Here is a 23,181-nt window from a genome sequence, read left to right as displayed (position 1 = left end):
GCGGCGCAGGGCGCTGGCTTCGCAGGCCACGGGCTTCAGCGGCGGCGAACGTGCATCCAAGTGAGGGCGCGCAGCCGATCGGCGGGTCGCGTTCGAGCGGGGCGCGTGGCAAGCTGCACGGCACCCGGTCCGCCGTCACCTCGGGGCGGACCGGCACCTCCGGAGAGCGAACGATGACGGGCTTCCTCGCGGCGGCGCTGCCGCTCGTGTTGACCGCGGTGCTGGACGTCCCCGCGGGGGGCGACGTGTCCGCGGCGCTCGCCTCGGCGCGGGGCGGCGACGTGATCCGCCTCGGCCCGGGCGTGCACCGGGTCTCCCTCGGCCGCCGGCGCGGGCCCCTCCGGATCGAGGGCGCCGGCGTCGGACGTACGGAGGTGATCGCCCCGGAGGGCGAGGACGGGCTGGTGGTCGAGGGCGGCGACGTCGCGCTCGCCGGGCTCGCGCTCCGCGCCGGCCCCGCGCGCACCGCGCTCAAGGTGCTCGGGGGGCGCGCGTCGCTCGACGAGGTGGTCCTCGCCGGCGGCGCGGTGGCGGCCTACGTGCAAGGCGCGGCGCTGGAAGGCCGGGGGTTGGACCTCCTCGGCGGCTACGGCCTCCTCGCCCGCGACGCGCGGGTAAACCTCGCGGGAGGCACCGCCCGTGGGGGCCGCGCCGGGATCGCCCTCCTCTCCGGCGCGCTGACGCTCCGGCGGTTCGACGTGACGGGCCCCTCCTCCGAGGCGGGCGTCACCGTCTCGGGAGGCGAGGCGGTCCTCGACGACGTGGCGATCCGCAGCCCCGGGCCGTCCGGCGTCGCCGTGACCGGCACCGGGGTGCTGCGCGGGTTCGCGGTGGACGTGGCGGGCGCCCGCGAGGTGCAGCTCTCGCACGGCGTCGAGGTGGACGCGGTCCTCGGGGACTGCATCCAGGCGCGGCGCGGGACCGTGGCCCTCGACGCGGCGGCGCTCGCGCGCTGCGGCGGGGCCGCGGTGGAGGCGTCCGGCGGATCGATCGCGCTCCGCGGGGTGGACGCGTCGGGCGGAGAGGCGGGCTGCCTCGTCCTCGTGGACGGCGCCAGGGCCGAGCTGGTCGGGAACGTCTGCACCGGCCCCGGCCCCTCCGTCGTGGCAGCGAGCGGCGCCAGGGCCGTCGCCCGGGCCAACCGGTGGCGCACCGATCCCGTGCTGTGGGTGGACTGCGGGGCGGGTGCGAGGGTGGAGCTCGGCCGGGGCGAGCAGGTGGCCTCCCCGTGCCGTCCGGCCCGCTGATCGGGCGGCGGTCGCCGCCCTCGACAAACGCACCGACGCGTGACAGCCTGCGCATCGTCCAAGGTGGATCGGCCCGCCCGGCGGTCCACCCGGCGCCCGTCACGCCGGCCGGGGGCTCGCCGCCTCCGGCGCCGAGGGAGGCTCGCGCGTTCATGCAGATCAACCTGCGCAAGGCGATGTTCGTGCTGCCGAACCTTTTCACGGTCAGCTCGATCTTCCTCGGCTTCTACGCGCTCACCCTCTGCGCCGGCGAGGCCACCCCCGGGCAGCTCTACCAGGCGGCGCTCTCGATCTTCTTCGCCATGTTCTTCGACGCGTTCGACGGCCGCGTCGCCCGGATGACGAAGACCCAGTCCGACTTCGGGGTCCAGCTCGACAGCCTCGCCGACGTCATCTCGTTCGGCGCCGCGCCGGCGCTCCTCGTCTACAAGTGGGCGCTCGCCCCGCTCGGGTTCGTGGGGCTGTTCTTCTCCTTCTGCTTCGCCGCCTGCGGCGCGCTCCGCCTCGCCCGCTTCAACGTCCTCGCGGCGCGCGGGGACAAGGGTTCGTCCCGCTTCTTCGTCGGCCTGCCCATCCCGCTCGCGGCCGGCGCCATCACCGCGCTCGTCATCGCCCACTACAAGGAGTTCGGGGCGGTGACCGACGCCGCCACCCGCGCGCCGGTGCTGGCGGTGGTGATCCTCCTCTCGTTCCTCATGGTCTCGACCGTCCGCTACCGGACGTTCAAGGACCTGCACCTCTCGGCGAAGAGCCTCGCCGTCTTCGCGCTCCTCTGCGCGGCGGGGCTCGCGGTGGGCGTCGCGACCCGGGCGTCGTTCGTGCTGGTCGTCTACATGGGCGCCTACATCGCGATGGGGCTCGCGGAGTCGGCCTTCCAGAAGGCCCGTCCGGCGCCCGACCGGGGCCGCCTGCCGCCGGCGGTCCGCGCCGAGCTCGACGCCGACGAGGCGCTGGAGCCCGAGCCGGAGGATGAGGAGAGGGACAAGGCGGAGCAGGACGAGTACATCTGAGGCGTGAGCCCCGCGCCCGCCCCGATCGACCCGCCCGAGCAGTCCGTGCCGCCCCTCCTCGCCCGGCTCCGCGCGCGCGGCCGGCGCGCCGGCCCTCGTCCGCGGACGCCGCCCGACGCGTGGGTCCTCCTCGCCGCCTGGGGGCCGTGCGGCTACGCCCCCGTGGCGCCCGGCACGGTCGGGACGCTCGGCGCGATCCCGCTCTACTGGGCCCTCGACCGCTGGGTGCACCCCGGCGCCGCCGTGGCCTTCACCGTCGCCCTGGCGGCGCTCGGCGTGCTCGCCGCGCAGCGCGCCGGCCGGTACTGGGGGGTCGCCGACGCGTCGCCCATCGTGATCGACGAGGTGGTCGGGTACCTCGTGACGATGGCCTTCGTGCCGTTCTCCTGGCCCGCCGCCGTCGCCGGCTTCTTCCTGTTCCGGCTGTTCGACGTGACGAAGCCCTGGCCCGCGTCGGCGTTCGATCGGGTGAAGAACGGCTTCGGGGTGGTGATGGACGACGTGGTCGCCGGCGTGTTCGCCTGGGGTGCGCTCCAGGGGCTCGCGCTCGCGCTGCGGCTCCTCGCCGGGTGCCCGGGGCACTGGTGGTGCGAGGGGGTGGCGCGGTGATGGAGGTCGAGCTCCTCTCCACGGGCGACGAGCTGCTCACCGGGCAGGTCGTGGACACCAACTCGGCCTGGCTCATGGATCGGCTCTGGGAGCTCGGCGTGATGGTGCGCCGGAAGACCCTCGTCGGCGACGACCGGGCGGACCTCGCGGCGGCGATCCGCGAGACCACCGCCCGCGCCGACCTCGTCGTGATGAGCGGCGGGATGGGCCCCACCGAGGACGACCTCACGAGCGAGTGCGTCGCGGCGGTGCTGGGCGTCCCGCTCGAGCTCCACGAGCCCTCGCTGGTCGCCATCGCCGAGCGCTTCCAGAGGCTCGGGCGCACCCTGACCCCGAACAACCGCAAGCAGGCGCTCTTTCCCCGCGGCGCGGAGGTGATCCCGAACCGGTTCGGCTCCGCGCCGGGGTTCGCGGCGAGGATCGGCCGCGCCGAGCTGGTGTGCCTGCCCGGCGTGCCGCTCGAGTTCAAGGGGCTCGCCGACGAGTGGCTGCTGCCGCGGATCGCGGCGCGGGCCGGGGAGATCCCCGCCGCGCGCGTCCTGAAGCTCTTCGGGATCGGGGAGTCGCACGCCGACGACGCGATGCGCCCCGTGATGGACGATCCCGCCAACACCGGCGTGCGCTGGGGCTACCGCGCCCACTGGCCCGAGGTCCACGTGAAGTGGACGGTGCCCGGGCCGGGCGCCGCCGCCCGCGCGGACCGGATCCAGGGCGCGGTGCGGGCGATCTTCGGGGACGCGGTCTGGGGCGAGGGGAAGGAGGAGCTCCCCGACGTCGTGGTCGCGCGGCTCCGCGCCCGCGGCGAGCGCGTCGCCCTCGCCGAGAGCTGCACCGGCGGGCTCCTCGCCGCGCTCGTGACGAGCGTGCCGGGCGCCTCGGCGACCCTCGATCTCGGCGTGGTGGCCTACGCGAACGGCATCAAGGAGCGCGTCCTCGGCGTCCCGGCGGACGTCCTCGCGACGCACGGGGCGGTGTCGGAGCCGGTCGCGCGCGCGCTCGCCGAGGGCGCGCGCCGGCTCGGGGCCGCGACCTGGGGGATCGGGATCACCGGGATCGCCGGCCCGGACGGCGGCACGCCGGAGAAGCCGGTCGGCACCGTCCACCTCGCCCTCGCCGGCCCCGCCCGCACGGTCCACGCCGCCCGGCTCTACCGCGGCGATCGCGAGCGGATCCGGCGCCAGGCCGCCTACGAGGCGCTGAACCTCCTCCGGCTTGCGATGCGGTAGGGGCGGGAGGAGCGGCGGCCTCGCCGGAGCGAAAGCTCCCACGCGGGTCGGAGCGCCTCGCCCCCGGGGTCGAAGCTCCCCTCCTCGTACCCAATCCCGCCGGAATGAAAGGGTGCAGGGCCGCCGTGCGCCGGATATCCTGGCGGCCGATCCCCTGTCCGGGGAACATGCTCCTTCCCGCCCATGCGAAGACACCTGTTCGCGCTCTGGGTCCTCCTCCTCCCGTTCGCGAGCGCGGCGCAGGGCTTCCAGCTCCGGCCGCCCTCCATCGGGGAGGCGATCGACACGATGCGCCGCCTCGAGGCGCGCCAGGTCGAGCGCAAGCCGGCGGGGGACCTCGACCAGGTGTTCGTCGTCCCGGAGCGCGCCGGGCAGAACCAGGTCGCGTGGTACGAGTTCGACTGGTCCTTCGTGGACGCGCCGCCGCCCGGCGGGGGCAAGGGCGGGATCCGGCTCTACTTCTACCGGAGCGAGGCGGCCCAGGCGCGGAAGGCGCTCCCGGCCATCGAGAGCGCCTACGCGCGGCTCGTCGAGGCGTTCCACTACAACCCGACGAAGCGGATCCCGTACATCCTGTACGCGACCCAGCGCGAGTTCCAGACGCAGAACGTCTTCCAGGTGACCGAGTCCGTGCTCGGCGTGACCTCGCCGCAGGACCTGAAGATGACGGTCCCGTACTTCGGCGATCACTCCCGGTTCATCGAGGTGTCCACGCACGAGATGGTGCACCAGTTCACCATCCAGAAGCTCCTCGACCAGGCCGGGGCCGAGGACGTCGCCTCCCCGATCGACCTTTTGCCCCTCTGGTTCATCGAGGGCATCGCCGAGTACTACTCGAAGGGCGGGATCGACGTGGAGACCGATCTCTACCTCCGCGACCTCGTCTGGAACCCCGACCCGCAGCGCCACTACGAGATCGTCCCGTTCGCGGAGGACCGCCTCCGCGGCTACATCCCCACGTACAAGCTCGGCCAGGCCCGCGTCGCCTTCATCGCCGAGGAGTACGGCCACGAGAAGATCCAGGGCTTCCTGGAGAACGCGTACCTGCTCGGCGACGGCGGCTCCGGCGGCGGATCGCCCCGCAGCTTCAACGCCCTCGTCCGGCGCGTCCTGAACGAGCCCGTCGAGCAGGTGGACGCGCGCTGGCGCGCCTGGCTGAAGCGCCGCTACTACCCGGAGTACATGCGCGCGCGGCAGGACCTCCCGAACCTCCGCGAGATCCGGCGGCTCCCCTCCGAGCCGGAGTCCTTCGGCGCCAGCCCCGACGGCACCCTGCTGCTCCTCCGCGGCATCGATCGCGAGCGCGGGCGGGCGCGCCTGTACCTGCTCGACACGCGCAACCCCAGCGCCGCCGTCGAGATCGCCTCCGACAACGTCCCCGGCGTCGAGTCCCTCCACCCGATCGACTACGCCGTCACCGCCGTCGCGGAGGGCGTGCTCGCGTTCTCCGCGCAGAGCGGGATCGGCGACCGGCTCTACGTCCAGCGCTTCCAGCACCGCTACCAGGAGGGGCGCAAACCCCGGTTCCGGCTCGAGGAGCGCCGGCCCATCGACGTGCGCCCGCCCGACGGCGGCGCGTTCGTGCAGATCGCCTATCCGGCCTTCTCGCCGGACGCGACCCAGCTCGCCTTCGTCGGCGTGGCCGGGGACGGTCAGCAGGACATCTACGTCGTGCCGGTGACGGGCGGCGCGGCGCGCCGGCTCACGCGCGACGGGTACGCCGAGCGCGACCTCGCCTGGGGGCGGGACGGCATCTACTGCGCGTCGGACGCCACCGACCACGGACGGACGAACCTCTTCCGGGTGGACCCCGCGACCGGCGCGATCGTGCGCCTCACGACCGCGCCCACCATCGATCGCCACCCGCACCCGCAGGCGGACGGCTCCGTGCTGTACTCGTCGGACGCGGGCGGGAAGCCGGACCTGTGGCTCCTGAAGGACGGCAAGGCGCAGCAGGTCACGGACTTCGCCACCGGCCTCGTGAACCCGAACCCGTCGCCGAAGGGCCGGGGCGTCTTCGCCTCGACGTTCTACGGCGGGTTCTTCAAGCTCGTGGAGGTCCCGAAGGTCGCCTGGCTCGAGGGGCAGGCGACGCCGATCGTCCCGCCCGCAGGCGACGTCCTGCCCATCCCGCAGGACGACTTCCCGGCGTCGCCGAAGCCGTACGAGGCGCTCTCGGCCCGGAACTGGCGGCCCGAGGCCGGCTTCGTCTACGGCGGCGGCGCGGGCAGCTCCGTCGCGGGGCGCGCGGCGATCCTCTTCGCCGACCTGCTCCGGGACCACATCCTGTTCGTGGACCTCTCCGTGTGGGGCTCGTTCACCTACACGCAGGCGCTCGTGCTCTTCGAGAACCGCTCGAGGCGGAACGGCTGGGCGCTCGGCGGCTACCACTTCGTCCAGGAGCAGCTCGACCGGCTCGACCCGAACCTCGCCTACTACCAGCGCGACTTCGGCGTGGTCGGCTCGTATCGCCACCCGATCGACCGGTTCCGGCGCGTCGAGCTCGAGCTCACGCTCGGCGCGATCCAGCGCTACTGCCTCACCGACTTCACCGGCGACGTGTTCATCTCCTGCGCGGGCGTGTCGAACACGAGCCCGGCGTACGGCACCCCGGACGTCGCCTCGGGGCGGTGGCGGGAGCAGAACGGGGGCCTCAACTTCACGACGAACCCGGTCGTCCGCTTCGGCTACGACAGCATCCGCTTCGACCCGTACACCGGGCCGCTCACCGGCAGCTCGGCGCTGCTCGAGCTCGGCGGCGGGTGGCTCCCGGAGCGGAGCGCGATCCACGGCTTCGCGCGGACCGATCTCGAGCGGTACTTCCAGCTCATCGGGCGCTCCAACCTGTCCCTCCGGCTCGCGGCGGCGACGACCTTCGCGCCGGACGAGCGGGGCCGGGTCTGGGATCGGAGCTGGTGGCTGTCATCCGCCGACAACCTCCGCGGCTTCACGCCGGGCGACATCGCGTTCCTCATCGGCCAGCACTACTACGTCGCGAACCTCGAGCTGCAGTTTCCGCTCGACGCGCTCGTCCACCTCCTCATCTTCGACTACCTGGAGGGCGTCGCCGCGTTCGACTTCGGCGGCGTCTTCAACCACTTCGCGTCCCGCAAGGACGCCAACGGCGTGGTGATCTCGAACGGCGCGTGGGAGTCCCGGACCCTCACCGGCGTGCTCGGGTTGAACGTGCTGTTCGGCCCGATCCTCCTGCGCATCCACTTCGGGCACCCGTTCCGGATCGGCGGCGTCGACACGCCCGCGCTCGTGAACCACGACAGCTGGGTCACCAACGTCACGCTGCGGTACTTCTTCTTCTGAGCCACGCGACGCGACCGGGCGCGGGGCACCTCGTCTCCCTTGCACCGGCTTCGGAGGTGGGGCACAGGTGGTCGGCGATGCACCCGGACGTCATCGCCGCCCTCCGCTGCCCCGTCTGCCGCGGCCCGCTCGCGCCCTCGGAGCGCGCGCTGCGCTGCCCCGCCGGGCACGCCTTCGACATCGCCCGGCAGGGCTACGTCAGCTTCCTCTCCGGACGCCCGACCGGGCTCGTCGGCGACGACGCGGACATGGTGGCCGCGCGGGAGCGCTTCCTCGGGGCCGGCCACTTCGCGACGCTCCTCCAGGCGCTCGCGGAGGAGTCCCGCGGAGCGGCGCCGGGGCTCGTGGTCGAGGTGGGCGCCGGGACCGCCCACTACCTCGCCGGCGTCCTCGAGGCCCTGCCCGGTCGCGCCGGCCTCGCGATCGATCTCTCGAAGCACGCCGCGCGTCGCGCCGCGCGCGCTCACCCCCGCGTCGCCGCGATCGTCGCCGACGCGCGGGCGGCCTTCCCCCTCGCCGACGCCTGCGCCGGGCTCGTCCTCGACGTCTTCGCGCCGCGGAACGGCCCCGAGCTGCGCCGGATCCTGCGCGACGACGGAGCGCTCCTGGTCGTCACGCCGACGCCGGAGCACCTCGCCGAGCTGCGCCCCGCGCTCGGCCTCCTCGAGGTGGATCCCGGGAAGGCGCGCCGGCTGGAGGAGGCGCTCGCGCCACACCTCGAGCGCGGTGCGGCGCGTTCGCTCTCCTGGGAGCTGAGGCTCGGCCGCGCCGACGCCCACGCGCTCGCGGCGATGGGCCCGTCGGCGAGGCACCTCTCTCCGGACGCGCTCGCGGAGCGCGTCCAGGCGCTCCCGGAGCAGGTGCGCGTCACCGCGTCGGTCCGGATCGAGCGGTGGCGGCCGCGCAGGCCTTGACGGCTCGGGCGGAGAAGGTGTCGGGGTCGGAGCGGAGCGGGCGCGAGGTCGAGCGCCGCGGGCGCCCGCCGGCCCTCGTCGCCCTTCGACTCCGGGCCCGCGACTCGCAGCGGGCGCGGAGCCGACGTGAACGAGGGCCGCGGGCCCTACGCTCAGGGCGACCGGTGCGTGTGGCGTCGAGCCCGGGCGGCGTGGGGCTCGCGGGCCCTGCGCTCGGGGCGATCGGGGTTCCACCCGCGTCCCCGGCAACGGGCCGTCGTCACGCGACCGCGGCGACCGCGGGCGCCGGCGTCTCCTCCGGCGCGGGCTCCCGGAGGCGCGCGAGGAGGCGGTCGAAGGCCGCCGGGTTCCCGCGGAGGAACTCGATGGCGCGCTCCCGCCCCTGGCCGATCCGCTCGCCGTCGAGGGCGAAGTAGGCGCCGGACTTCTCCACGAGCCCGCGCTCGACGCCGAGGTCGATGGCCTCGGCGTGGCGATCCACCCCGACCCCGTACCGGATGTCGAACTCCGCCTCGCGGAACGGCGGCGCCACCTTGTTCTTCACCACCTTCACCCGCGTCCGGCTCCCGATCACCTGATCGCCGTCCTTCACCTGCCCGATGCGCCGGATGTCGAGCCGGACGGACGCGTAGAACTTGAGGGCGTGGCCGCCGGTGGTGGTCTCCGGGTTGCCGAACACGACGCCGATCTTCATCCGGATCTGGTTGATGAAGATGACGAGGGAGCCGTTGCGCGACACGACGGCGGTGAGCTTGCGCAGCGCCTGGCTCATGAGGCGCGCCTGGATCCCCATGTGCGCGTCCCCCATCTCGCCCTCGATCTCGGCCTTCGGCACCAGCGCCGCCACCGAGTCCACCACGATGAGGTCGCAGGCCCCGGAGCGGACGAGCTGCTCGGCGATCTCGAGGGCCTGCTCGCCGGTGTCCGGCTGCGACACGAGCAGGTCCGCGAGGCTCACCCCGAGCTTCCGCGCGTAGCCGACGTCGAGGGCGTGCTCCGCGTCGATGAACGCCGCGACGCCGCCCGCCTTCTGGACCTCGGCGATGGCGTGCAACGCGAGGGTGGTCTTGCCGGACGACTCCGGCCCGTAGATCTCCACCACCCGCCCGCGCGGGAGCCCGCCCACCCCGAGCGCGACGTCGAGCCCGATCGAGCCGCTCGGCACCACCGCGACCGGCGCCGGCTCGGCGCCGTCGCCGAGCCGCATGATGCTCCCCTTCCCGAACTGCTTCTCGATCGCGGCCAGGGCCTGGCCGAGCGCCTTCATCTTCTCGCTGAGCTTCGTCACGTCTCCCTCGGTTCTCCGCGCGCCGCGCGGGTGGGTGGCCGCCCGGGGCGGGCGGCGGTCAGGTGGGCCGGTCGAGCACCCGGTACTGGATCGCCTCCGCGACGTGCTCGGCCGAGAGCCGCTCCGCGCCGGCGAGGTCGGCGATGGTCCTCGCCACCCGGAGCACCTTGTCGTGCGCGCGCGCCGACAGGCCGAGGCGGGCGACGGCGTCGGCGAGGAGCCGCCGGCCGCCGTCGTCGAGCGCGCAGAGCCGGCGGAGCGCCGCCCCGCGGAGCCGCGCGTTGCAGCGGGCGACGCGGGGGCCCGCCCGCGCGGTCTGGAGGGCGCGCGCGCGCATCACCCGCTCCCGGACGGCGGCGCTCGGCTCCCCCGCGCCGCCGGTCCCGAGCTGGCCGGGGGGCACGGGGGGCACGTCCACGTGCAGATCGATGCGATCGAGGAGCGGGCCGGAGATCCGGCGGCGGTACTTCATCAGCTCGTGCGGGGTGCAGCGGCACGCGCGGGAGCGATCGCCGTGGTGGCCGCACGGGCAGGGGTTCATGGCCGCGACCAGCATGAGCTGCGCCGGGTAGGTGACGCTCCGGCCGGCGCGGGCGATGGTGACCTCCCCGTCCTCGAGCGGCTGCCGCAGCGCCTCGAGCACGTGGCGCCGGAACTCGGGCAGCTCGTCGAGGAAGAGCACGCCGTGGTGCGCGAGGGAGATCTCGCCGGGCCGGGGGATGCTGGTCCCGCCCACCAGGCCGGCGTCGGAGATCGAGTGGTGCGGCGCGCGGAAGGGGCGCTCGGCGAGGAGCCCCCGGTGCCGCGTCAGCCCGGCCACGCTGTGGACCACGGTGGCCTCGAGCGCCTCCTCGAACCCGAACGCCGGCAGGATCCCGGGGAGCCGGCGCGCGAGCATGGTCTTCCCGCTGCCCGGCGGACCGAAGAAGAGGAGGTTGTGCCCGCCCGCGGCGGCGAGCTCGAGGGCGCGCTTCGCCGCCTCCTGCCCGGCGACGTCGGCCAGATCGAGCGGGGCGGCCGGCTCCGGCGGCGCGGGCGGCGGCCCGGCCGGCTGGAGCGTCCCGCCGCGCGCCCAGGCGACGAGCTCCCCGAGGTGGCGGACCGGGAGGACCTCGAGCCCCTCCACGATCGAGGCCTCGTACGCGTTCGCCTCCGGGACCACCAGGCCCCGCACCCCCTCGCGGCGCGCCGCGATGGCGAGCGGCAGGACGCCGCGCACGGGCTTCACCTCTCCGGAGAGGGCGAGCTCGCCCACGAGCTGGAGCCCCTCGATCGCCGGCGGCTCGAGCTCGCCGCTCGCGGCGAGCAGGCCGGCCGCGATCGGGAGATCGAAGCCGGTGCCGTCCTTGCGGAGGTCGCCCGGCGCGAGGTTCACGGTGATCCGCTTCTGGGGCAGCTTCACCCCCAGGTTCCGCACCGCCGCCTGGACCCGGACCTTCGCCTCCTGCACCGCCCCGCCGGCGAGGCCGACGAGGTGGAACCCCGGGAACCCGACCGTGGACTCCACCTCGACGTCCACGGGGACCGCGGAGACGCCGAGCACCGCCCCGGTTCGGACGCGGACGAGCATGCTCGGGCGTTCAGCAGGGCACGTGCCACGCCGCGCTCCCGGGATCACCCGGAGATCGACGCGCGCGACGCCCCGCACCGGCCGCGCGCCGGCCGGTGCGGCCGCGCGGGAGCCGGGGGGCACGGCGGGCGGGTACGCGGCCGCCATTTCGAACCGTCACCGTGCCCGTGCCCGTGCCCGTGACCGTGACCGTTCCCCGTGCCCGCCTCCCGCCTCCCGTGGCCCCTGGTCCGTGATCCGACGGCGTGGTCGGACCACGGGATCGGGCCACGGGCCACGCGACCCGGTTCACGGTTCACGCAGCAGCCGGTGACGGTAACGGATAACGGGAGACCGAGCGTCTCGTCCCGCGCTCGACGGCGCGAGGGCGCAGCCGAGCCCGTCACGCAGGGTGGAGGGACCCCGCCGCAGGCGGGGGGAGGGGCGCAGCCCCTCCGCGCGGGGACCGCGAGCGAAACCCCCGCGAAGCGGGGGTCGCGAGCGGTCACGGGCCCCGCGCAGCAGGGGTGGGGCCCCGACGGCTCCGCCGGCGGGGCGGGGCGGCACGCTCCGTCGAGAATGACGGGACCCCGCCGCAGGCGGGGGGAGGGGCGCAGCCCCTCCGCGCGGGGACCGCGAGCGGATCCCCCGCGAAGCGGGGGTCGCGAGCGGTCACGGCCCCCGCGCAGCAGGGGTGGGGCCCCGACGGCTCCGCCGCCGGGGCGGGGCGGCACGCTCCGTCGAGAATGACGGGACCCCGCCGCAGGCGGGGGGAGGGGCGCAGCTCCTCCGCGCGGGGACCGCGAGCGGATCCCCCGCGAAGCGGGGGTCGCGAGCGGGGCCCCGACGACCCTTCGACGAGCTCAGGGCCGGCGGGGCGAGGGCGCAGCCCTCGCTAGATCAGAACAAGCTCTCCGGCACGAACACGATGTCGCCGGGCTCGAGCGTGAAGTTCGGCGCCTTCCCGAGCGCGATGTCCTGGACGTTCACCTTCACCTTGACCTCGGTGCCGTTCACGCGGCGCGTGACGGAGGTCGAGTTCTGGGCGGCGCCCTTGGTGAACCCGCCGGCGATGGTGACCGCCTGGACGATCGACATCCCGTCCTCGAAGGCGAAGGTGCCGGGCTTCTGGACCTCGCCGAAGACGAAGACCTTCTTGGAGTTGTACTCCTTCACGAGGACCGAGACCTGCGGGTCCCGCATGAAGCCGTCGGAGAGGCAGGCGCGGAGCTTCTCCGCCGCGCCGTTCGCGGTGAGGCCCGACACGACGACCCGCTGGCAGAGCGGGAAGATGACGTCGCCCTGCGGCCCGACCTGGAACACGCCGGAGAGCTCGGGCTCCTGGAACACCCGGACCTCGAACACGTCCCCGGCCCCGAGCGTCGAGGCGATCGCGGGCGCGGCGGGGATGGGCGCGGGAGGGGGCGCGTGCCGGCACGCCGCCACGGCGAGCACGAGCGAGAGGACGGAGAGGCGGCGGAGCATGGTGGCGGACGGCAGAGGCAGGTCGTACCGGACGCGGGCGGGCACGTCAACCGCCGGCCGCGCCTCGGGCTCGCGGGCGTCAGTACGTGAACGTGCTCCGGAGCCAGACCTCGTTCTTCGAGTACGCGTAGCCCGGCAGCGCCGTCACGCCGGCGGGGAACTTCGAGGTCCGGTCGGTGTAGGCGTACCCGAGCGACGCCCGGAGCCAGCGGGTCACCTCCGCCTCGATCGCCGGCTCGATCCGGAGCAGGGTCGCGTCGGCGGCGACGTGCGCGTAGCTCCGGCGCTCCCAGCTCCCGCCGAGGCGGCCGGTGAAGCGGCCGGCGAGCAGGACGTGGGCGTCGGCGTACACGCGGTTCGACTGGTACACGGACAGGACGGTGCCCGAGTCCGTGCCGAGATCGTGCATGTACCCGAGCCTGGCGCTCGAGGTCTCGCTCAGGAGCCACTCGAGCTCGGCGGTGGCGAGCCAGGTGTCGAAGCTCACGTCGCCGGAGGTCTGGCCGAAGCCGCCCTTCAGCACGGACACGAGCCGCGAGGTGACGAGGCCGGAGAGGCCGGTGCTCACGCGGAAGCCCGAGACCTTCGCCGAGAGCGTCCGGTTCTCGGGGAGTCGGCTGAAGTACCCGCCGTCGAGCACCCAGGCGGTGCGAGGCAGGAACTTCCAGCGCACCTCGCCGGTGCCGCGCAGCTCGTTCCAGCCGAGCTTGGAGAGCGTCGTGGAGTTGCACTGGGCGTTGGGGTCGGTGCAGAGGGTGCCGTCCAGGTACGGATCGTAGGTCACGAGCTGCCACTCGCCGCCCAGGGTGAGGATCAGGGCGCCCCCGCCCGGCGTCCAGGGGACCGCGACGCGCAGCTCGTTCTCGTTCGAGATGAGCGCCGAGCCGAGGGAGAAGGACGAGGTGTTGGCGTTCCGCTGGAAGCCGTCGGTGAGCTCGAGGCCGAGCGTGCCGTGGCGGTTCACCCCGACGCTGAGCGCGGCGTCGCCGTAGAGCTGGGAGAGGTTGGAGGTCTTCCCCTCGAGGCCGAGGTACTGGGCCCAGTCGAGCTCCGCGCGGAGATCGACGGCGGTCGTCTCGCCCGGGACCGCCAGCAGGACGCCGGGCCGGACGTGCAGGATGCCGTCCGCGACGTTCACCCCGGGCGACGCGTAGTAGAGGTTCGAGTCGTACCGGGTCTCGAGATCGAGGTACGGGTGGAGGCGCCCCTCGCTGCCCCCGAGGCGGATCCCGTTCCCGGCGCTCGCGGCGGCGGGCCTGGCGAGCCCCGCGACCAGCACGGCCGCGAGCGCTCCGATGAGGACGTTGGACCGCTTCGACATTCCCGTCACGCTCCCCTCGCGTCGCGAGGAACCGCTGCTGTCCCGGAGGACCGGCCGACCTCCGCCTGGCCGGAGCTCATGCGGTGCTCCGGCGTCCCCGCCTCGTTCGGCCGCCTAGTAGAACCTGCTCGCTGCAGGTGGACGGACGATCGGCGCCGGCACCGACGGCAGCGGCGGCGGCCGGTTGTTCGTCACGTCCCGCCCTGGCAGCCCCTCTGGCTGCTGGACCTCGACGGTGGTCCGCTCGTCCACCACGTACGCGAGCTGACCGATGCACTGATCGGCGTCGCCGCGGAGGGCGTCCACCTTCGTCCGCGCGATCCCGACCTTCGAGTACTCGGCGTCGCTCCCCGCGTCGTTCATCGCGATCGCCTCGCGGAGGGCGATGTCCGCCTGCTCCGCGACCTTCAGGAGCGCCTTGATCTGCGTGAGCTTCTCGTTCACGCAGTTCAGCTTCACGACGTCCTTCTCGTTGCGAGCTTCCTCGACCCGCCCGAGCACCTGCCGCAGGGCCGCCTTCATGCGATCGAGGTTCTCGCTGGCCCGCTCGAGCTTCTGCTTGTCCGACAGACCCGCCGGGTTCCCACCCGTGACGTACGAAACCGTCTGGGCGGACGCGTTCCCGACGAGCAGGGCCGACGCGACGAGCAGGCCAGCGATCTTGCGGCTCACGATGATCTCCCCACCTGGGCGCACCCGAAAGAAATTCCCGGAAAGACTACATAGTTGGGAGCGACAGGTCAACCGAGGGATCGTCCTCACGGTCCCCCTGCCGCCGACAGGGCGTCCTCCGGACCGGGGCCCACCAGGACCTCCTCGCTCCCCGCGAGCGGGCCGTCGTCGGTTCCATCCGTGGGGACCACCTCGCAACGCCAGCGATCACCGGCCCTCACGAGACGTGCAGGCACCTCCTGCGAGGTCTCCGCGAACGGCTGGGCCGACCCGTTCCGGAACCAGGCGATCCGATACCGCACCGCGTCACGATCGGCGTCTTCGGAGGGATCGACCACGGCGCACCTGAGCGTCTGGTTGCCGTGAGGGGACTCCGGCTCGAGCCGGACACGCGCCGGTCCCGGCGGCGTGTTCGCGACGACCCGCTCGCCGGTGCCCGCAGGCCCGGCGAGCGTCCCGTCCGTCGGGGTGGCCGCGCAGCGCCACCGCTGCCCCTTGGCGATCCGGGAGGACTCGATCCGGGCCGGATCGGCGCCGGCGGGCATGGGCCGCTCGTCGCGCCACCACGCGTACGCGTACGTCACCGAGTCCCCGTCCGGATCGGCGGACGGCGCCGCGATCCGGCACACGAGGTCGTCCGCCTTCCGCGCCCGCGCCGGCTCGACCACCACCTGCGGCGCCGCCGGCGGGCTGTCCTTCACCGTGAGCTGGGCGCTCACGCGCGCGCTCTCCGCGTGGCCGTCGCTCGACCAGGCCTCGCACTTCCAGCGCTCGTCCCGATGGATCACGCCCGCGGGGAGGACCGGGCGGTCCTCCGCGATCGCCTCGAGCCGGTCGTTCCGATACCAGCGGTAACGGACGGTGATCGGCTCCTGGTCCGCGTCTCGCTGCGGCACCTGCGCGTCGCAGGTGAGCACCTGTCCGACCACGGCCGCGGCGGGGCGGAGCAGGACCGAGGGGGCCGGCGGCGGCGTGTTCTTCACCGTCGCGGTGACCTCCACCGGCGCGCCCTCCGCCTCCCCGTCGAACGGGGTCACCGTGACGCGCCACACCTCGCCGTGGCGCAGGACCGCCGCCGGGATGGCGGCGCCCGCGTGCGGGGTCGGGAGGCCGTTGCGGGTCCAGGCGTAGCGGTAGACGATGGCGTCGCCGTCCAGGTCGGACGACGGCTTGCGGATCACGGCCCGCACGCCGGAGCCCGCGGTCGGCTCGGCCGGCTCGAGGACGACGGACGGCGCCGTGGGCGGGGTGTTCACCACCCGGCACTCCGCGACCGCGGGCGGGCCGGAGAGCTCGCCGTCGGTGGGCGTGACCACCGCCCGGACGAGGTCGTGCTTGCGGATCGCGGGCGTGGTGAGCCGGGCCTGGCCCTGCATCGCCGCCACCGGCCAGCCGTTCACGCTCCAGTCGTGCCGGTAGCTGACGGGATCGCCGTCGGCGTCGGCCGACGTCGCGGCGACGCGCGCCTGGAGCACGGTGCCGGCGGGGACCGGCCCGTCGCAGAGCGAGACCGCCGTCGGGCCCGGCGCCGTGTCCGAGATGGTGACCTCGAGGCGCGTCGCGGGAGCGTCGGCCTCGCCGTCGCTCGCCACGACCTCGACGCCCCAGCGCTCGCCCTTCTTCGCGACGCCGCGCGGGATCTGCGCCTGATCGGGCGGCGTCTCCCAGCGCTCGCCGTTGCGCGTCCAGGCGTAGCGATAGCGGATCACGTCGTCGTCCGCGTCGGGCGCCTGCGTGATGGCGAGCGCGAGCCCGTCCACGCGGCGCGGGCGCGCCGGCGCGAAGGCGATCTTCGGGACGGGCGGCGGGCTGTTCACGATCGTCGTCGCCGCGCGCGCGGAGGGGCCGTACTGCTCGCCGTCGAAGGCCTGGACCTCGACCTCCCAGCGCTGCCCCTTCGCGAGCTGCGTGGTGGGGACCTCGGCCGCGGCGGTCCAGAACGGCGCCGACCGGGAGGTCTCGGTCCCGTCCGGCTGCGCGATGGGCGCGCCGTCCCTGAGCCAGCGGTAGCGGTAGCGGAGCTCGTCGCCGTCGGCGTCCTGGGCCTTCTTCTCGAGCGCGACCCGGAGCGGCGCGGTGACGGTGTGGCGCTCCGACGGGAACGCCACGACCGGCGCCGTGGGCGCGGCGTCGTCCACCACCACCTCGTAGGCTGCCGGCTCGCCGGCCTCCTCGCCGTCGCGCGGCGTGACGACCACGCGCACGCGATCGTGCTTCTTGAACTCGGTGGGCGCGAGGGTCTCCGCGCCGGTGCCCGTGGGGCGCCCTTCGCGCGTCCACGCGATGCCGAGCCGGACCGCGTCGCCGTCCACGTCCCGAGCCGGCTCGACCACCACGAGCTTCAAGGTCTCGCCGCCCTTCGGGTGGGCCGGCTCGATGGCGACGCGGGGGGACGTCGGCGGGGTGTTCACCACTGCGACGCTGGCGACGCCCGCGGGGCCGTCCACCTCGCCGTCGTTCGGGACCACGGCGACCTCGAACCGATCGCCGCGCGCGACCTCGGTCCCGGGCACCTCGCGGCCGTCGCCGGCGACCGGGAGCGGCTGGCCGTTCTTGCGCCAGGTGAAGCGGTACGAGAGCGGATCGGCGTCCGCGTCCACGGCCGACGCCGCGAAGGCGGCCCGCAGGGCGTCGCCCTTCCGCGGGCGCTCGGGCAGGATCACGACCCGGGGGGCCGTCGGCGGCGAGTTCCTCGCCTCGACCTCGGCGGAGGCGGGCGGGCCCTCGAGGTCGCCGTCGAAGGCGCGCGCCTCGACCGTGACCTTCTGGTGCTTGCGGAAGAGGCCGGCGGGGAGCTCGGCCGAGGCGAGGGGGACGTTCCGGACCTCGCCGTTGACCTTCCACCTGTAGTGATAGGCGATCGGGTCGCCGTCCACGTCCAGCGCGGGCGCGGCGACGCGAGCCCGCACCGGCTCCGTGCGGCTCGGCTGCTGCGGCTCGAGCGCGACCTTCACCCCGCCCGGCGCGGTGTCGGCGACGCGCGCCTGCGCGATCCCGGCCGGCCCCTGGAGCTCGCCGTCCGAGGCGACCACGCGGGCGGCCAGGAGCGCCCCCTTCTTCATCCGGTCGCCCGGGAACGTCTCGCCGGTGATCCCGGTCTCGGCCCCATCCTGCAGCCACTCGATCCGGTAGGTGAGCGCGTCGCCGTCGGCGTCCGCCGCGGGGCGGGCGATCACCGCCTTGACCGCCGCGCCGCGGGTCGGGTGCGCGGGCTCGAGCGCGACCTGCGCCGCGCCCGGCGCGGTGTCGGCGATCGTCACCTCGGGCCCCTCCGCGCGGGAGTCGCCCTTCGGCTGCGACAGGACGAAGCGCCAGCGCTGGCCGCGCCGCGCCGTGCCGGCCGGGAGATCGCGCCGCCCCTCGAGCTCCTTCACCGGCTGGCCGTCGCGGAACCACTCGATGCGCGGCGTGGCGAGCTTCTCGCCGGGGCCGGCGTCGAGCCACACGCCGCGCCAGCGGGCGCCGAGGGCGTCGCCCACCCGCGGGCGGGCGGGCTCGAGCTTCAGGTCCTTGTACGTCGGCGGGTTCGGCCCGTAGCGGCCGCTCCGCGCGGCGTCGCGGCCGGGCCCGGGCCAGGGCGCGGCGGCCACCCCCGGGCCGAGGCGCGGGGCGCGGACCGCGTGCAGCGCACCCGACGACACCCCGACGAACGCCGAGAGCGACCCGTCGCCGGCGAGATCGTAGAGGAGCGGCGTCGCCGTCGCCTCGCCCGCGGCCGCCGCGGGGAAGCCGGCGAGCGGCTTGCCCGTCCGCGAGAGGGCGTGGACGGCGCCGTCCGCGGTCGCCACGACCACGTCGAGGGCGCCGTCACGATCGACGTCGCCGATCACGGCGCCGCCGAAGAGGCGCGCGCCGACCCGCGCCGGGAAGCCCTTGAGCGCCTTGCCGGTCCGGTCCACCGCGTGGACGAAGCCGTCGGCCGAGGCGAACACCACGTCGAGCCGGCCGTCGCCGTCGAGGTCCGCGATCGCGGGCGCCTCGTAGAGCCGGTAGCCGGCGGAGACCGGGAACCCGGGGAGGGGCTCGCCCTTGGCGTTCACCGCGTAGACCGAGAAGTCCTGGCTCGCCACGACGAGGTCCATCTCGCCGTCGTCGTCCAGGTCCACGAAGATGGGCGCGCCGGACACGGTGAAGTGGGTGGCGAGCGGGAACCCCGGCCGCGGCCTGCCGGTGGCGGCGTCGAGGACCACGACGCGTCCGTCCCCGCAGCCGGCCGCGATCGCGCGTCCGCCGCCGAAGCTCGAGGCGGAGACGGGGCTCGTGATCGCGCGCCCGACCTGGACCGGATAGCCCCGCGCCTCGGCGCCGCCCTTCTTGAACGCGTGGATCCGGCCCTGGTCGTCGCCGACGAGGAGCTCGGGGCGCCCGTCGCCGTCCACGTCGCCGAACGACACCCCGGCCTTCACCCCCGCCCCGACGGTCGCGACCGGGTACCCGGGGACCACCGCGCCGCTCCACAGGAAGATCTTCCCGGACGCCGTCGCGACCGCGATCTCGGCCCGCCCGTCCCCGTCCATGTCGGCCGCGGCGGCGGCGCCGCTCGCGACCTCGTCCATCCCGAGCAGGAACGGGAAGCCGGCCGGCGTCTTGCCGCCGGCGTGGAACGCGGTGAGGAGCTCGCCCGCGGGGACGATCACCGCGGGCGCGCCGCCCACGACGACGCCGATGGCGGGGTGCGAGATCCGACCGCCGGACTCGCGTGGGAAGTTGGAGAGGGCGCCCGCTCCGAGCGCGACCGCGAGGAGGAGCTCTTTCATCGCCGATCCTGCCCCCTGGCAGAGCTCGCGGAGGTCGCCGGGACGGCGACCTCGCGCGGCGCCGTCCTAGTTCGTCGGGGAGAAGACGAACGGATACTCGACCGTGACCGGGCCGGACGGCTTGAACTGCGTCCGCCAGGTCCGCATCGTGCCCACGATGCAGGAGGCCACCTCCGGCGTCGCGAGCGTGTTCACCGCGGCGGAGATGTCCGCGAGGCCGCCGGTCTCGAGGATGGTGAAGCGGATCGAGACCTTGCCCTTGAGGCTCGGGTTCCGCTTCAGCGCGTTCTCGTAGCAGGCCTTGATGAGCCCCATGCGCGCGCGGACGAAGCTCGCGAGCCGCCCCTGGTCGATCTCGGAGGAGTCCACCTCCGCCTCGTCCGCCTGGACGGAGCCGGACACCTTCACGTTGACCTCGGCCTTGGCGCCGTAGCCCACCGAGCCGCCGCCGGTCGTGGCGAGGGCGCCGATGGACGCCTTCCCACCCTCCCCGCCGCCCTTCCGGCCGCCACCCGCGCCGGGATCGGTCGCGACCGCGACGCCGCCGGCGCCGGAGAGCGCCGAGGCGACGTCGCCCATGCCTCCGCCCGAGCCGAAGACGTCGGCGACCGCGCCGCCGCCGGTGCTCGGGCCGAGCGCGCCGAGGACCTTCAGGATGCCCTTCGACTGGACGGCCTTCGCGACCGCGGCCGCGCGCGCCGCCTTCCGCTCCGCGGTCTGCTCGGGTGCCTCGGCGGCCTTCTTCTCCTCCCGCTGCTTCTTCGCCTCGGCCTTCGCCTCGGTGACCTCCTCGGCCTTCTTCTCCTCGGCCTGGGGCGGCTTCGGGAGCTTGTCGGGGATGAGCACCTTGGCGAAGCGCTCCGGGATCTCCTCGAGCGTGACCTCCTTCGGGAGCTCCGTGTTCGCGAGGGCGACGTACACGCCGGAGTGGAGCAGGAAGGAGCCGACCAGCACGGACACGAACAGCCGGTCCATGCTCTGGAAGTGGTTGCTCTTCAGGACGGCCTTCGGCGCCTCGGCGGCGGGGGCCATGAACTGCCAGAGCACGGTGACGTCGCCGAGGACGAGCTTGCCCTGCTCGTCCTCGCGGACCGGCACGGCGAGCCCTGCCCCCTGCGGCTTCGCGCGCCCCTGCGAGACGAGCGCGGAGAGGTCCGCGGCGCTGCCCTGCCCGCCCTCGATCCGTCCCTGCGTCCCCTCCGCGAACAGGAGCGCGTACTGCCCTCCCCGGCAGGCGAACACCTGCGTCGACGCCGGAAGCTTCGCCGACGGGACGACGATCGTGTTCGTCGACGCGGTGCCGATCGAAACGGGCTGGTTCGCCGGGAGCACGCGCTCCTCGACGATCTGTCCGCCCCGGATCACCCCGACGCGGAGGACCTTCCGCTGCTGAGCCGCCATCGCGCTCCCCTGCTCCTCGCCCCTGCTAGAACGGGCTCTTCTGCACCGCGCTCTTCACCTTCGGCACGAACGGCTCCGAGCGATCGAGGTCTCCGTAGCTCAAGTTCGCCCTGGGCATGAGGAACATCGCCTGGGGCTTCTGGATCCGGCCCTCCACCTTGAGCTCCTCGACCTGGATGACCTTCCGCGGGCCTTCCTTCTTCGCCGCGGTGCCCTCCTTCTTCGCCGCGGCGCCCTTCTCGGCGTCCGCGCTCTGCGCCCCGGCGGGGGCCGCACCGATCGTTAGCACGGCGAGGAAGACCGCTACAAGCGCACGCCTGGCCGTCATCTGTTGTCACTCCTTTCCTCACCCGCGCCCTGTTCCTTCACGCTCGGAGCAGACGCGGGAGCGGCGGCCGGCGCCGCCATGACGTCCGTTTGCGGCGCCGCGCCCGGATTCGCTTCGGAGGCCGCGGCCGGCGTGGCGGACGCGGCGGGCGTCGCCGCGGGAACGGGCGCCGCCGGCGCGGGCGACACCGTCGGCGCAGGTGCCACCTCCGGCGCGGTTGTCGCCCCCGGTGCGGGCGCGGCCTCCGCTGTGGACGCAGCCGGCTGCTCGGAGGCCGCCGGCGCGGGCGTCGCTCCCGCTGCAGGCGCCGCGTCCATTGCGGCCGCCGGGGCAGGCTCCGCTGTCGGGACAGGCGCCGCCGTCGGGACAGGCGCCGCCGTCGGAACAGGCGCCGCCGGGGCACTCGCGGTCGCCGGTGCAGTCGTCGTCTGCGACACGGGCGCTGCGGCGGGCGCCCCCGCGCTCTCCGGTGCAGGCGCGGTCGGAGTCGCCGCCGGTGCGGTCGTTGCCGCGGGTGCGCTCGCGGTCTCCGGTGCGGATCCCGCGGCCGGTGCAGCAGCGGCGGCCGGTGCAGGCGCGGCGGCCGGTGCAGGCGCCGCGGCGGGCGCAGGCGTCGCGCTCGAATCACCAGCCGGTGCCGGCGCGCTCTCCGAGCCCGTCGTGGCTGCCGGTGCGGGTGCCGCGGCCGGAATCGTCACGGGCGAGCCGTCCCCCGCCGCCGGCGCGATCGCCGCGGGCGCGCCGCTCGAGGCCGGCATCTTGGCCGCCTCCGCCGCGCGCCGCGCCTCCTCCTCGGCGGCCGCGCGGGCCCGCGCCTCGGCCTCCTTGCGCTCCGCCTCCTCCTTCTTCTTCGCCTCGGCCTCCTTGCGGAGCCGATCCTTCTCGGCGCGCGCGAGCCGCTTCTTCTCGCGATCGATGGCGCGCGCGGTGTCCTTGCGGTATCCGGCGATGCGCGCGTCCTTGCCGCCCTTCGCCTCGTACGTGTCGAAGAAGCCCAGCGCCTGCTCGAGGCGCGCCAGCGCGGGGAGCCCGGGCTTGTCGCCGTCGAGGTAGAGCACCGCGAGGTCGTACTGGACGTCCACGAGGCCCGGCTCGAGCTCCTCGGCCTTCCGGTAGGCCTCCTCGGCCTTCACGAACTGCTTGTCGCCGCGGTACGCGTTGCCGAGGTCGAGCCAGACCCCGGGCGACCGCGGCGCGTAGCGGACGGCGAGCTCCAGCTCCGCGACCGCGGCGGGGTAGTCCTCGGCGTCGGCGAGCATCGCGCCGTAGTTCGCGTGCGCCTCGGGGTAATCCGAGCGGAGCGCGGCCGCGGTGCGGAAGTCCTCGAGCGCCTGCGGCCGGTTGCCGAGCGCGAGATCGACGAAGCCGAGGCGGTTCCACACCGCGGGCTCGCGATCGTCGATCTGCCGCGCGTTGTCGAGCACCATCCGCGCGAGCTCGTTCCGGCCGTTGCGGTGGTAGGCGGTCGCGAGGTTCACCATCGCGGGCACGTTCTTCTCGTCCACCTTGAGCGCCCGGCGCGACTCCTCCTCCGCGAGGTCGAGGCGCCCGCCGGCGAGGTGGAGCTCCGCCAGGCCATTCAGGAGCCCCACCGCGTCCGGCGTGCGCTCCAGCCGGGCGCGGAGCTCGGCCTCGGCCGCGGCGCCCTTCCCACGCCGCAGCTCCAGGCGGACGAGGTTCTGGACGGCCGGGCCGAACCCGGGCGCCACGTCGAGGGCCCGCGCGTACGCGGCGCGCGCGCCGTCCTCGTCGCCGAGCCGCTCCCGGACGACGCCCACGTCGAAGTGCGCCCACACGAGCTTCGGATCGACCGCGACCGCGCGCTCGAACGCCGCCGCGGCGGCGAGCAGCTCGCCGCTCTCCTGGAGCCGGACGCCCTCCGCGAACGCGGTGCGAGCGTGCGTCCGGGCCTGGGTCGCCGTGAGCGGCGCGGGCGGCGTCTCCGGGGTGGCGGAGGCTCCCGGCTCGGAGCGCGCGGCGCCGGCGGCGGTCTCGGACGCCGGGCGCACCGGCGCCGCCGCGGCGGCGGGCGTCACGCCGGACGGCTCGTCGCCCT

Annotated in this window: 15 protein-coding genes; 6 read left to right on the top strand and 9 right to left on the bottom strand. The window is 74.8% G+C overall.

Going from position 1 to position 23,181, the window contains the following annotated elements; translation table 11 throughout:
- Nucleotides 1–173: 173 nt before the first annotated feature.
- The 6 genes from MNZ27_RS12330 (at nt 174) to MNZ27_RS12305 (ending at nt 8,324) form a co-directional block, all read left to right on the top strand.
- Complete coding sequence (locus tag MNZ27_RS12330; protein WP_242394375.1) at nt 174–1,247, top strand: right-handed parallel beta-helix repeat-containing protein; 1,074 nt, start codon at nt 174–176, stop codon at nt 1,245–1,247.
- A gap of 152 nt (nt 1,248–1,399) precedes the next feature.
- Complete coding sequence (gene pssA / locus MNZ27_RS12325; RefSeq protein WP_242394374.1) at nt 1,400–2,257, top strand: CDP-diacylglycerol--serine O-phosphatidyltransferase; 858 nt, start codon at nt 1,400–1,402, stop codon at nt 2,255–2,257.
- A gap of 3 nt (nt 2,258–2,260) precedes the next feature.
- Nucleotides 2,261–2,866, top strand: a complete 606-nt coding sequence (locus tag MNZ27_RS12320; RefSeq protein WP_242394373.1) for a phosphatidylglycerophosphatase A family protein — start codon at nt 2,261–2,263, stop codon at nt 2,864–2,866.
- Nucleotides 2,866–4,092: a competence/damage-inducible protein A gene (locus MNZ27_RS12315; RefSeq protein ID WP_242394372.1), complete on the top strand. Its 1,227-nt coding sequence runs from the start codon at nt 2,866–2,868 to the stop codon at nt 4,090–4,092. Before MNZ27_RS12320 ends, MNZ27_RS12315 begins: the two co-directional genes overlap by 1 nt.
- A 183-nt stretch (nt 4,093–4,275) precedes the next feature.
- On the top strand, nt 4,276–7,410 hold the full coding sequence (locus tag MNZ27_RS12310; RefSeq protein WP_242394371.1) for a hypothetical protein: 3,135 nt from the start codon (nt 4,276–4,278) through the stop codon (nt 7,408–7,410).
- A 77-nt stretch (nt 7,411–7,487) separates the two neighbouring features.
- Nucleotides 7,488–8,324 (top strand): putative RNA methyltransferase, encoded by an 837-nt coding sequence (locus MNZ27_RS12305; RefSeq protein WP_242394370.1) that lies wholly within the window; start codon nt 7,488–7,490, stop codon nt 8,322–8,324.
- 259 nt (nt 8,325–8,583) lie between these two features.
- Here the strand turns inward: MNZ27_RS12305 and recA are convergent, their stop codons facing one another.
- The 9 genes from recA to MNZ27_RS12260 form a co-directional block, all read right to left on the bottom strand.
- A complete protein-coding gene (gene recA / locus MNZ27_RS12300; RefSeq protein ID WP_308197955.1) occupies nt 8,584–9,612 on the bottom strand; it encodes a recombinase RecA in 1,029 nt (342 codons plus the stop codon).
- Nucleotides 9,613–9,670: 58 nt separating this feature from the next.
- Nucleotides 9,671–11,182 carry a YifB family Mg chelatase-like AAA ATPase gene (locus MNZ27_RS12295; RefSeq protein WP_242394369.1) on the bottom strand — a complete coding sequence of 504 codons (1,512 nt, stop codon included), beginning with the start codon at nt 11,180–11,182 and terminating at the stop codon, nt 9,671–9,673.
- Between the two features lie 879 nt (nt 11,183–12,061).
- Nucleotides 12,062–12,691, bottom strand: a complete 630-nt coding sequence (locus tag MNZ27_RS12290) for a polysaccharide biosynthesis/export family protein (protein WP_308197954.1) — start codon at nt 12,689–12,691, stop codon at nt 12,062–12,064.
- Between the two features lie 34 nt (nt 12,692–12,725).
- Nucleotides 12,726–13,967 (bottom strand): outer membrane beta-barrel protein, encoded by a 1,242-nt coding sequence (locus MNZ27_RS12285; protein ID WP_242394368.1) that lies wholly within the window; start codon nt 13,965–13,967, stop codon nt 12,726–12,728.
- 114 nt (nt 13,968–14,081) lie between these two features.
- Entirely contained in the window at nt 14,082–14,639 is a 558-nt protein-coding gene (locus tag MNZ27_RS12280) for a hypothetical protein (protein ID WP_242394367.1), read from the bottom strand.
- An 86-nt stretch (nt 14,640–14,725) separates the two neighbouring features.
- On the bottom strand, nt 14,726–19,396 hold the full coding sequence (locus MNZ27_RS12275) for an FG-GAP-like repeat-containing protein (protein ID WP_242394366.1): 4,671 nt from the start codon (nt 19,394–19,396) through the stop codon (nt 14,726–14,728).
- Nucleotides 19,397–19,462: 66 nt separating this feature from the next.
- A complete protein-coding gene (locus MNZ27_RS12270; RefSeq protein ID WP_242394365.1) occupies nt 19,463–20,797 on the bottom strand; it encodes an AgmX/PglI C-terminal domain-containing protein in 1,335 nt (444 codons plus the stop codon).
- 25 nt (nt 20,798–20,822) lie between these two features.
- Entirely contained in the window at nt 20,823–21,125 is a 303-nt protein-coding gene (locus MNZ27_RS12265; protein ID WP_242394364.1) for a hypothetical protein, read from the bottom strand.
- On the bottom strand, nt 21,122–23,181 hold a 2,060-nt coding region (locus MNZ27_RS12260; protein ID WP_242394363.1), incomplete at its 5' end, for a tetratricopeptide repeat protein. The genes MNZ27_RS12265 and MNZ27_RS12260, both read right to left, overlap by 4 nt.

Source organism: Anaeromyxobacter oryzisoli, from assembly GCF_022690765.1.
In the GTDB taxonomy this organism is placed as follows: domain Bacteria; phylum Myxococcota; class Myxococcia; order Myxococcales; family Anaeromyxobacteraceae; genus Anaeromyxobacter; species Anaeromyxobacter oryzisoli.
Note: the sequence above shows the minus strand (reverse complement) of the source record. Positions and strands in the feature narration are given on the sequence as shown.